Source organism: Priestia iocasae, from assembly GCF_016909075.1.
In the GTDB taxonomy this organism is placed as follows: Bacteria; Bacillota; Bacilli; order Bacillales; family Bacillaceae_H; genus Priestia; species Priestia iocasae.
The window spans coordinates 25602-35778 of sequence record NZ_JAFBFC010000012.1; the positions used below are offsets into that span (position 1 = coordinate 25602).

A 10177-nucleotide genomic window follows, 5' to 3' on the forward strand; every position below is an offset into this window, starting at 1 on the left:
TTGGTGTGTGTATTGATGTTGGAGGTGTATGTTTGTGTCTGAAGCGAGCGCAACTACAGAGATCCTAGTTAGATTACCGCAAAACTTATTATCTGAATTAGATGTTATCATTAAACAGGAGAATGGTAATCGAAGTGAGTTTATTTACCAAGCAACAAAAATGTACCTTCGAGAAAGAAAAAAGCGCCATATTCGTGAATCTATGAGACGCGGATATATGGAGATGGCAAAAATAAACTTAAACATTGCCTCGGAAGCTTTCTTAGCTGAGTATGAAGCTGATCATACTGTTGAACGCTTAGTAAGCGGAGGATAATGATTTGGTAGTCAAACGCGGCGACGTTTATTTTGCTGACCTATCTCCGGTTGTTGGTTCAGAACAAGGAGGCGTTCGCCCTGTACTTGTCATTCAAAATGATATTGGAAATCGGTTTAGCCCTACCGTCATTGTTGCAGCAATTACTGCGCAAATCCAAAAAGCGAAATTACCTACTCATGTAGAGATTGATTCAAAGCGTTATGGGTTTGAGCGGGATTCTGTTATATTGTTGGAACAAATTCGCACGATCGATAAGCAAAGGTTAACCGATAAGATTACACATTTAGATGACGAGATGATGGACAGAGTGGATCAAGCCTTGCAAATAAGTTTAGGACTTATCGACTTTTAGCATTAAAATTCCATTTTTACAAAGTTGCTCCATAAAGAGCAACTTTTTTAATTTGACTAAAAATAACATGTATAGATATATTGAGATAAAGAATGTTATTAGCGTCTTAAAAGAATCGACTCATTGTTTATCTTTTAAGAAATCCTGAGGAGGACGTTATGAATAGCGAGTTAATGACTTATATAAAAAATAACAAGGCGGAAATATTTGAGCATTGGTTAGAATTGATGAAGAATACAGAAACAGAGAGGATTCAAAGTATCGTATCTGAGAGTGTTTATGTTAAAGTTAGTTCAGACTTTGTTGAAACTATTTTAGCCAACCCTGTTATAGATAAAGATAGCTTTATAGAGAGACTAGATGATGTTATCCAACGAGTTGTCAGACTTGGATGGCCGTTAACGTATTTGACTCAAGGTGTTCGTCAAATTGGACAGGTTGTATTTGAAGGATATATGGGCGCCCCTTCTAGTGTGGGGAAGGTAGAAACGAAATTACTTTATGAGTTTGATGAGTGGTTAGGACCTATTTATAACGAAATAGTTGAAAAGTATTCAAATTCATGGGAGCACACGATTATGCTTCAAAGAGTAGCGTTGCAGGAACTATCTGCGCCGCTTATTCCGGTCTTTGATAAGATTACTGTCATGCCTTTAGTTGGAACGATTGATACAGAACGTGCTAAGCAAATTATGGAGAACTTGCTACAAGGTGTGGTAAAGCATCGCTCTGAAGTAGTATTAATTGATATCACAGGTGTACCAGTTGTCGATACAATGGTAGCCCATCATATTATTCAAGCTGCTGAGGCGGTTCGATTAGTAGGAGCAAAATGCTTACTTGTAGGAATTCGACCAGAAATTGCACAAACAATTGTGAACTTAGGGATTGATCTCAATCAAATTATTACGAAAAACTCGTTAAAAAAAGGAATTGAGAAGGCACTTGAGATTACAAACCGTAAAATTGTACATGTAGAATCGGAGGAATCACTGTGAGGATACCAATTTTAAAATTATATGATTATTTACTAGTATCAATTCAGTGGGAATTAGATGATCAAACAGCTATTCAGTTTCAAGAAGACTTATTAAATAAGATTCATCAAACAGGAGCAAAAGGTGTTGTCATTGACTTAACATCAATTGATATGATTGATTCTTTTATTGCCAAAGTATTAGGTGATGTGGTAAGTATGTCCAACTTAATGGGAGCAAAAGTTGTCTTAACAGGTATACAACCAGCAGTTGCCATTACATTAGTTGAATTAGGTATTGGATTAAATGATGTTCTAACTGCACTGGACTTGGAAAAAGGGCTAGAAAAACTCCAATCGGAATTGGGGGAGTAGCAGATGGAATTCCAATCCTGTGTAAAGATTGTAACGGAATGGGACATTGTAGCGGCGCGACAGCTAGGTAGAAATGTCTCTAAGGAGCTTGGATTCGGTACGGTTGATCAGGCTCGTATTACAACCGCTATCTCTGAACTAGCACGAAACATTTATTTATACGCTGGTAAAGGAGAAATTTGTATTGAGAAATTACATCGTGTAGGAAAAAGAGGACTTATTGTAATTGCTTCTGATAAAGGGCCAGGGATTTCGGACATTCGTAAAGTCATGGAAGATGGCTATTCAACATCAGGTGGATTAGGTGCGGGTCTTCCAGGGGTTAAGCGTTTAATGGATGAGTTTGATATTGAATCTACTGTGGGAGAGGGTACTGAAATCAAAGCGATTAAATGGCTCCGCTAGGAGGAAGTAGACTATGGATTTTCAGAGAGAGATGAAAGAATTATACAAGGATATTTTGGCGAACTATATTCAAACACAAAATGAGCAAATTTTGTATCAAGGTCAAAAACTTAGTCGGAAATCTCTTGAAAATGAAATATCGCCAGAAGATATTGTAAGTATTCATAAAGAAGTCATTGAAGAAATCTATCCAACTATTCCAGAAAAGGTTCTTCATTCAATGGACTTTTTACTTGAGGTCATGATTAGCTATGGCTTAGCTTATCGAGAGCATCAGAATTTAAAAAACAGACAGCGCCAATTAAAATCAGAAATAGATGTAGCAGCAAATGTACAGCAGAATTTGTTAAATACACATATTCCAAATATCCCTTCTTTAGATATTGGGGCCATCAGTGTTCCAGCTAATCAAATGAATGGTGATTACCATCATTTTGTAAAAGATGAGAATGGAATGATTAGCATTGCTGTTGCAGATGTTATTGGAAAAGGAATTCCAGCTGCTATGTGTATGTCTATGATCAAGTATGCAATGGATAGCTTACCAGAATCTCGTAAAAATCCAAGCTATGTATTAGAGAACCTAAACACAATTGTTGAGCAAAACGTGGATCCAAGTATGTTTATTACGATGTTTTATGGAAGTTATAATCCAGTAGAGGATGCATTTATATATGCTTCGGCTGGTCATGAACCGGGATTTTACTATAGTGCATCGGAAGATCAATTTTATGATTTAGAAGCAAAAGGACTAGTATTAGGGGTAGATCGTTATACTAAGTATTCCCAATACGAAAAGCACTTACAAACAGGTGATATGATTGTCCTTTTAACAGATGGAGTGACGGAGTGTAGACGAGAAGGTGAGTTTATTGAAAGATTGGACATTATAAACTTAATTAGGTCATATATGCACTTATCTTCTCAACAAATGGTCGACTCTGTTTATAAAGAGTTAGAAAAACTCCAAGGTTTCCAATTAAGGGATGATTTTACACTTATTATTTTAAAGCGATTAGTTTAAATAGTAGTTGTAAGGGTATGTAGACAATAGTAAAAGAATATAGGGGGATCTAGATCAATGAATTTGACGATTGATGTAAAAGAGAATGGCCAAGAGTATCAAATTACATTGGCTGGTGAAATAGATGCATATACGGCTCCAAATTTGAAGGAGAAATTTATTGAAATAGCAGAAGTGAAAAATGCATACATTACAGTTGATTTAACAAATGTTTCATATATGGATAGTACAGGCCTTGGCGTATTTATTGCATTATTAAAAGCAATTAAGAAAACAGAAGGTACCCTAAAATTCGTTGGTGTATCTGAGCGCTTAAAACGTCTATTTGATATTACGGGATTAACAGACATTCTAAATGTAAATTCTCAAGTAGAGGGTGGCGTAAAATGAAACAACCTTATGACTTCGTTGAAATGAAAATTCCTGCTAAGCCAGATTATGTAGCAATCATAAGGCTTACATTGTCTGGTGTTGCTAACCGAATGGGCTTCTCTTATGATGAGATTGAAGATATGAAAATCGCAATTAGTGAAGCCTGTACGAATGCTGTACAACATGCTTATAAAGAAGAGGAAACGGGCGAAGTAACAGTAGGCTTTGGGTTATTCGATGATCGGTTAGAGGTTATGGTGGTAGATAAAGGTGAGAGTTTTGATCTTGAAAAGTTAAAACGAGAAATTGGCCCGTATGAGACATCAAAAGAAGTAGAATTTTTACCAGAAGGTGGCCTTGGCCTCTATTTAATTAGCACATTAATGGATGATGTGAAAATGGCTAATTCGCAAGGTGTAACAGTTATGATGACAAAGTATTTGCAAAGAGAGCAGGTGGAGAGTGATGAAAACCCAGTCTCAACCTATGAAGTTAACTAAAGAAGAGGTTGAGCAGCTCATAGCTCGTTATCAACAGTCTCAAGATGAGCATGCTCAGAGTCAACTTGTTATACACTATAAAAATCTTGTAGAATCAATTGCGCGTCGTTATTCAAAAGGACGAGACTTGCATGAAGATATCGCTCAAGTAGGAATGTTAGGTTTATTAGGGGCTATTAGAAGATATGATCCTTCTTTTGGACGTACATTTGAATCGTTTGCTGTTCCAACAATTATTGGAGAGATTAAACGATTTTTACGTGATAAGACTTGGAGTGTTCATGTTCCTCGTCGAATTAAGGAATTAGGTCCGAAAATTAAAGCTGCAGTAGAAGAATTAACGACTAGTTTACAACGTTCTCCTCAAGTAAAGGAGATTGCCGCTTATTTAGAAGTGACTGAAGAAGAAGTGTTAGAGACAATGGAAATGGGGCAAAGTTATCAAGCTCTTTCCGTTGATCACTCTATTGAAGCAGATTCAGATGGTGGTACAGTAACGATTCTTGACTTAGTTGGAGAAAAAGAACAAGGGTATGAAAAAACTGATCAACGACTGGTGCTTGAGAAAATTCTTCATGTGTTAAACGAACGTGAGAAAGAAATTATTCGTTGCACATTTATTGAGAACTTAAGCCAAAAGGATACGGGTGAAAAGTTAGGCATCTCTCAAATGCATGTATCTCGACTGCAAAGAAGAGCCTTAGAAAAACTGCGAAATGCTGCTAGAGCAGATTCTGATCATATGGAGTGCAAGGTTTGACTGCCCAGCATGAGAGCAACCTTGTAGAGGTTGAAGTATATCAAGTCGCAAAAAAGGGTAATCACCATTGTGGAGATAGTTACTTTGTGAAAGAAACAGATGAATACTTTTTATGTGTAATGGCAGATGGATTGGGAAGTGGAGAGCATGCAATGAAAGCATCATCTGCTATAACAGATGTAGTTTCTCTATATCCACATGAAGATGTAGAAGAGTTGATGGTGAAGTGTAATGAAGCTACAAAAAATACGCGTGGTGCAGCCGTCGCCATCCTGAAGTTTTATAAAAAGACATTTCAATTTGTTTATAGCAATATCGGTAACATTCGTTTCTATCTTTACTCTCCTGGTGGGAAATTGACATACCCTTTACCGATAAAAGGATTTTTATCTGGAAGAGCGCAGCGCTTTCGCACTCAAATGTTCTCCTTTGAACCCGAATCTCGCTTTTTAATTCATACAGATGGTTTGAATTTAAGAGAAATTAAATCAGTTTTTTCAAAAACAACAAAAATCCAACAAATGTCAACGGAACTTCAAAGTAAAATTGATTCAAACAGCGACGATATTACGTATGTAATTGGCCATATAACAGGATAACTTTTCTTTGCTAACTCACATGTGCTATCGCATGTGAGTTTTGTTACAATTAAGAGAAACGTTTCTTAATTGGGAGGAGGAGTTGAATTGACGACATTTATACAGACAGAAGACTCGATTATTAGAAAGGTGTCTTCTGAGCTAAATATTTCGTACAAGCAAGTGCAAAGCGTTATCTCATTAATAGAAGAAGGAAACACAGTCCCTTTTATTGCTAGATATCGAAAAGAAAAAACAGGTGCACTTGATGAAGTGCAGATACGCCATATCTTAGACTCCTGGACTTACTTAGTGAATCTACATACACGTAGAGAAGAAATCGTACGTTTAATTGATGAACAAGGAAAGTTAACCGAAGAACTAATTGTTCAAATAAAACAAGCAACAAAACTTCAAGAGCTTGAAGATGTTTATCGACCATTCAAGCAAAAACGTCGAACAAGAGCAACAATAGCCAAGGAAAAAGGATTAGAACCACTTGCTCAATGGATGATGACATTTCCGTTAGACTCTATACATAGTAAGGCTGAAGAATATCTTTCATCAGAGCATGAGATTGAAACTAAAGATGATGCAATAAGCGGTGCAATGGATATTATTGCAGAACAAGTATCTGATAACCCAACGTATCGTCAGTGGATTCGAACAAAGACATTTAAGCATGGTCTTATTCAATCATCTGTAAAAGATGAGCAGAAAGATGAAAAGAAAGTATATGAAATGTACTATGAATATAGTGAAGCTACTTCTCGTATTGTGCCACATAGAACTTTAGCGATGAATCGAGGAGAAAAAGACGGAATATTAAAAGTGACCATTCAAGCTCCTTTTGAACAAATTATAGAGTATTTATGTAAGCAAGTTATTGTGAAGCATAATTCAAGTGTTATAGATTATGTAAAAGAAGCTATTGAGGATGGATACAAGCGATTAATAGAGCCGTCTATTGAACGAGAAATTCGAAAAGAGCTAACAGAAAAAGCAGAAGAGAGAGCCATTCACATTTTTTCTGAAAATCTTCGTAAGCTTTTGTTGCAGCCTCCATTAAAAGGGAAGGTTGTACTAGGGGTAGATCCAGCTTATCGAACAGGCTGTAAACTCGTTGTAGTAGATGAAACAGGTAAAGTATTAAAAATTGATGTTATTTACCCACACCCGCCAGTTAACAAGAGGACGGAAGCTGAACAAAAGTTATTAAATATGCTTAATCAATTTGATGTTGAAATGATTGCGATAGGAAATGGGACTGCTTCTCGTGAAACAGAACAATTTATTGCGGACTTATTGAAAACGTTAGATCGTAATATCTATTATTTAATTGTTAATGAAGCGGGAGCTAGTGTTTATTCTGCCTCAGAGATTGCGCGCGAGGAATTTCCACATTTACAAGTAGAAGAACGAAGCGCGGTGTCTATTGCAAGACGCCTTCAAGATCCATTAGCAGAATTAGTCAAAATTGATCCGAAGTCAGTAGGAGTTGGACAATATCAGCATGATGTATCTCAAAGACAATTAAATGATTCATTATCTTTTGTTGTAGAGACTGTTGTAAACCAAGTAGGAGTAAATGTGAACACAGCATCGGCTTCATTGTTGCAATATGTGGCAGGGTTGAATAAAACAGTTGCTCAAAATATGGTGAGGTACCGAGAAGAAAACGGGAAATTCACAAATCGAAAAGAATTAAAGAAAATCCCTAGATTAGGGGCAAAAACATATGAGCAGTGTATTGGGTTTTTACGTATTGTAGAAGGAAATGAACCGCTTGATCAAACAAGTATTCACCCTGAAAACTACAAAAACGTAGAACAGATGCTCACACAACTTGGATTTTCTAGTAAAGATTTAGGATCAAATGAGCTAAAAGAAAAGCTTGATGATAGTAACCTTAAGCATATTTCTGAGGAGTTAGGTATGGGTGAACTCACACTTCGAGATATTATAGATGCTCTCGTTCGTCCAGGCCGTGACCCGAGGGATGAGTTACCAAAACCGTTACTACGAACCGATGTTTTAAAGCTTGAAGATTTATCAAAAGGCATGCAGTTAGAGGGAACAGTTCGAAATGTTGTAGACTTCGGCGCTTTTGTAGATATAGGTGTAAAGCAAGATGGGCTTGTTCACATCTCGAAGTTAAGTGAGAAATACGTTAGTCGTCCATTAGATATCGTATCTGTAGGAGATCTTGTAACGGTTTGGATTGAAGACGTTAATATAGAAAAGGGTAGAGTGTCATTAACAATGCTCCGACCAGTAAACTGATCGCACTGCTCTTAGGAGCAGTGCTTTTTTCGATAAAAAAACCAGCATTGATTTAAAAGTTTAATTTGAGATCGATCTTTTTTATAGTAAGCACGTTGCATTTGCTTTTGTAGCCAAGTGGGCATTAAGGGCACCATCCCTTCTGAAAATCATGAAATGATATTGATTTTGTTTGAACAGTCCATTGTTCTAATAAAAAATAAGTGACAGTTTAGTGTAAAACAGTTGTAGTATAGAATATATGCAGTACGCCTGTACGTAGTGCTTTTAGAAAAGTGGTCGTTAAATCATTGCTAAGCTCAAAGGAAGGTTAAAATGAACAACCAACAGTTGCAATTATTAGTAGAAGAAATTTCCTACTCTCTCTTCAAGAAGCCTTTCTCTCATCAGGCTTCTTTTAACAATCGTTTACGAACAACAGGAGGAAGGTACTTATTACACACTCATGATATTGAAATTAATCCTAAGTATTATGAAGAGCATGGACTTGAAGAGATTAAAGGTATTATTAAACATGAGCTTTGTCATTATCACCTTCATATAGAAGGAAAAGGATATAAGCATGGGGATAAAGATTTTAAGGCAGTAATGACAAAGGTTGGTGCACCAAGGTTTTGTAAGACTTTGTCATCAAGTAAAAGAACTTCGATAAAAAAAGAACATGTGTATGAATGTGTACAATGTCGTCAAAGATATTGTAGAAGTAGGAGAGTAAATACAAGCAAATATGTTTGTGGGCGGTGTAAAGGTAGATTAGAAAAAGTATCAAAATGATGTTGACTATGTCGTTTGGTGTATGCTATATTAATAAAGCCGTCGCAAAAGCGGTGGGATTAAAAAAAGAATATTGACAAGTTATTTGCAAAGTAGTATCATAAAAAAAGTCTTATATAGAATATTCCACAGTAGCTCAGTGGTAGAGCAATCGGCTGTTAACCGATCGGTCGTAGGTTCGAGTCCTACCTGTGGAGCCATTATCTGGAGAAGTACTCAAGTGGCTGAAGAGGCGCCCCTGCTAAGGGTGTAGGTCGTGTAAGCGGCGCGAGGGTTCAAATCCCTCCTTCTCCGCCATTCTATAATGGCCCGTTGGTCAAGCGGTTAAGACACCGCCCTTTCACGGCGGTAACACGGGTTCGAATCCCGTACGGGTCATACCTTTTATTCATGTTTATTGACATGGATAATTTTTTTCTCAGAGAAATGTGGAGGATTAGCTCAGCTGGGAGAGCACCTGCCTTACAAGCAGGGGGTCGGCGGTTCGATCCCGTCATCCTCCACCATATAAGGTGGTCCCGTGGTGTAGTGGTTAACATGCCTGCCTGTCACGCAGGAGATCGCGGGTTCGAGTCCCGTCGGGACCGCCATTCATTATATCTCTAATTTAACAATATTGGGCTATAGCCAAGCGGTAAGGCAACGGACTTTGACTCCGTCATGCGTTGGTTCGAATCCAGCTAGCCCAGCCATTTTTAGAGCCATTAGCTCAGTTGGTAGAGCATCTGACTTTTAATCAGAGGGTCGAAGGTTCGAGTCCTTCATGGCTCACCATTTTATTATTTCGCGGGTGTGGCGGAATTGGCAGACGCGCTAGACTTAGGATCTAGTGTCTTATGACGTGGGGGTTCAAGTCCCTTCACCCGCATTACATTTTCTCTAAGCGGTCGTGGCGGAATGGCAGACGCGCTAGGTTGAGGGCCTAGTGGGGGTTAACCCCGTGGAGGTTCAAGTCCTCTCGGCCGCATCGAAAAACTTTTTTAAAAAAAGTATTGACTCAACGAGAACGAATGTGATAAGATAATAAAGTCGCTGTTGAGGTGACGAAATAATATTAAGCGCCCGTAGCTCAATTGGATAGAGCGTTTGACTACGGATCAAAAGGTTAGGGGTTCGAGTCCTCTCGGGCGCGCCATACATACGGGGAGTAGCTCAGCTTGGTAGAGCACATGGTTTGGGACCATGGGGTCGCAGGTTCGAATCCTGTCTTCCCGACCAGTTATGTAATAGAATAAGCGGGTGTAGTTTAATGGTAAAACCTCAGCCTTCCAAGCTGATGTCGTGGGTTCGATTCCCATCACCCGCTCCATAAATTATATTGAACTTTGAAAACTGAACAAAGCGACAAACGTCAACGTTAATTTAAGTTTTAAAATTTATGAGCAAGTCAAACATTTCTTCGGAGAGTTTGATCCTGGCTCAGGACGAACGCTGGCGGCGTGCCTAATACATGCAAGTC

General features: G+C 38.0%; 13 protein-coding genes, 12 tRNA genes and 1 rRNA gene. 25 read left to right on the forward strand and 1 reads right to left on the reverse strand.

The genetic code is table 11. The features are described 5' to 3' along the window. Window positions 1-34 precede the first annotated feature (34 nt). The 11 genes from JOC83_RS19330 (at window position 35) to JOC83_RS19380 (ending at window position 7944) form a co-directional block, all read left to right on the forward strand. Entirely contained in the window at window positions 35-316 is a 282-nt protein-coding gene (locus JOC83_RS19330; protein WP_110112020.1) for a CopG family ribbon-helix-helix protein, read from the forward strand. A gap of 4 nt (window positions 317-320) precedes the next feature. Next, window positions 321-671, forward strand: a complete 351-nt coding sequence (gene ndoA / locus JOC83_RS19335; RefSeq protein ID WP_205189006.1) for a type II toxin-antitoxin system endoribonuclease NdoA — start codon at window positions 321-323, stop codon at window positions 669-671. Window positions 672-829: 158 nt separating this feature from the next. Beyond that, window positions 830-1669 carry an STAS domain-containing protein gene (locus JOC83_RS19340; RefSeq protein WP_205189007.1) on the forward strand — a complete coding sequence of 280 codons (840 nt, stop codon included), beginning with the start codon at window positions 830-832 and terminating at the stop codon, window positions 1667-1669. Continuing rightward, window positions 1666-2022, forward strand: a complete 357-nt coding sequence (locus tag JOC83_RS19345; protein WP_205189008.1) for an STAS domain-containing protein — start codon at window positions 1666-1668, stop codon at window positions 2020-2022. Before JOC83_RS19340 ends, JOC83_RS19345 begins: the two co-directional genes overlap by 4 nt. Window positions 2023-2025: 3 nt before the next feature. Beyond that, a complete protein-coding gene (locus JOC83_RS19350) occupies window positions 2026-2427 on the forward strand; it encodes an anti-sigma regulatory factor (protein ID WP_205189009.1) in 402 nt (133 codons plus the stop codon). 13 nt (window positions 2428-2440) lie between these two features. After that, window positions 2441-3451, forward strand: coding sequence for a PP2C family protein-serine/threonine phosphatase (locus JOC83_RS19355; RefSeq protein WP_205189010.1), 1011 nt, complete (start codon window positions 2441-2443; stop codon window positions 3449-3451). A 57-nt stretch (window positions 3452-3508) separates the two neighbouring features. Continuing rightward, window positions 3509-3841, forward strand: a complete 333-nt coding sequence (locus tag JOC83_RS19360; RefSeq protein ID WP_205189011.1) for an anti-sigma factor antagonist — start codon at window positions 3509-3511, stop codon at window positions 3839-3841. After that, entirely contained in the window at window positions 3838-4323 is a 486-nt protein-coding gene (gene rsbW, locus JOC83_RS19365) for an anti-sigma B factor RsbW (protein WP_205189012.1), read from the forward strand. Before JOC83_RS19360 ends, rsbW begins: the two co-directional genes overlap by 4 nt. Next, window positions 4289-5083 carry an RNA polymerase sigma factor SigB gene (gene sigB, locus JOC83_RS19370; RefSeq protein ID WP_205189013.1) on the forward strand — a complete coding sequence of 265 codons (795 nt, stop codon included), beginning with the start codon at window positions 4289-4291 and terminating at the stop codon, window positions 5081-5083. Before rsbW ends, sigB begins: the two co-directional genes overlap by 35 nt. Further along, the gene (locus tag JOC83_RS19375) at window positions 5080-5682 is read left to right on the forward strand and encodes a PP2C family serine/threonine-protein phosphatase (protein ID WP_205189014.1); all 603 of its coding nucleotides are present in this window, start codon (window positions 5080-5082) and stop codon (window positions 5680-5682) included. Before sigB ends, JOC83_RS19375 begins: the two co-directional genes overlap by 4 nt. Window positions 5683-5769: 87 nt before the next feature. Then, window positions 5770-7944, forward strand: a complete 2175-nt coding sequence (locus JOC83_RS19380) for a Tex family protein (protein WP_239583646.1) — start codon at window positions 5770-5772, stop codon at window positions 7942-7944. Window positions 7945-7955: 11 nt separating this feature from the next. Here the strand turns inward: JOC83_RS19380 and cmpA are convergent, their stop codons facing one another. Next, the gene (gene cmpA / locus JOC83_RS19385; RefSeq protein ID WP_205189015.1) at window positions 7956-8069 is read right to left on the reverse strand and encodes a cortex morphogenetic protein CmpA; all 114 of its coding nucleotides are present in this window, start codon (window positions 8067-8069) and stop codon (window positions 7956-7958) included. A 190-nt stretch (window positions 8070-8259) separates the two neighbouring features. Between cmpA and JOC83_RS19390 the strand changes: the two genes are divergently transcribed. From JOC83_RS19390 to JOC83_RS19455, 14 genes are all read left to right on the forward strand, one after another. Then, window positions 8260-8718, forward strand: coding sequence for a SprT family protein (locus tag JOC83_RS19390; protein WP_205189016.1), 459 nt, complete (start codon window positions 8260-8262; stop codon window positions 8716-8718). A 125-nt stretch (window positions 8719-8843) separates the two neighbouring features. After that, window positions 8844-8918 (forward strand) — tRNA-Asn (locus tag JOC83_RS19395). Window positions 8919-8924: 6 nt separating this feature from the next. Further along, window positions 8925-9015 (forward strand) — tRNA-Ser (locus tag JOC83_RS19400). 9 nt (window positions 9016-9024) lie between these two features. Beyond that, window positions 9025-9096: transfer RNA gene (locus JOC83_RS19405), tRNA-Glu, on the forward strand. A gap of 52 nt (window positions 9097-9148) precedes the next feature. Further along, a tRNA-Val gene (locus JOC83_RS19410) sits at window positions 9149-9224 on the forward strand. Window positions 9225-9232: 8 nt separating this feature from the next. Further along, window positions 9233-9308, forward strand: a tRNA-Asp gene (locus tag JOC83_RS19415). A gap of 27 nt (window positions 9309-9335) precedes the next feature. Beyond that, a tRNA-Gln gene (locus JOC83_RS19420) sits at window positions 9336-9410 on the forward strand. 6 nt (window positions 9411-9416) lie between these two features. Further along, a tRNA-Lys gene (locus JOC83_RS19425) sits at window positions 9417-9492 on the forward strand. A 12-nt stretch (window positions 9493-9504) separates the two neighbouring features. After that, window positions 9505-9586, forward strand: a tRNA-Leu gene (locus JOC83_RS19430). 15 nt (window positions 9587-9601) lie between these two features. After that, window positions 9602-9685: transfer RNA gene (locus JOC83_RS19435), tRNA-Leu, on the forward strand. 91 nt (window positions 9686-9776) lie between these two features. Continuing rightward, window positions 9777-9853, forward strand: a tRNA-Arg gene (locus JOC83_RS19440). 6 nt (window positions 9854-9859) lie between these two features. Beyond that, window positions 9860-9936, forward strand: a tRNA-Pro gene (locus JOC83_RS19445). 17 nt (window positions 9937-9953) lie between these two features. After that, window positions 9954-10027: transfer RNA gene (locus JOC83_RS19450), tRNA-Gly, on the forward strand. Between the two features lie 87 nt (window positions 10028-10114). After that, window positions 10115-10177, forward strand: a 16S ribosomal RNA gene (locus tag JOC83_RS19455); the annotation flags it as partial.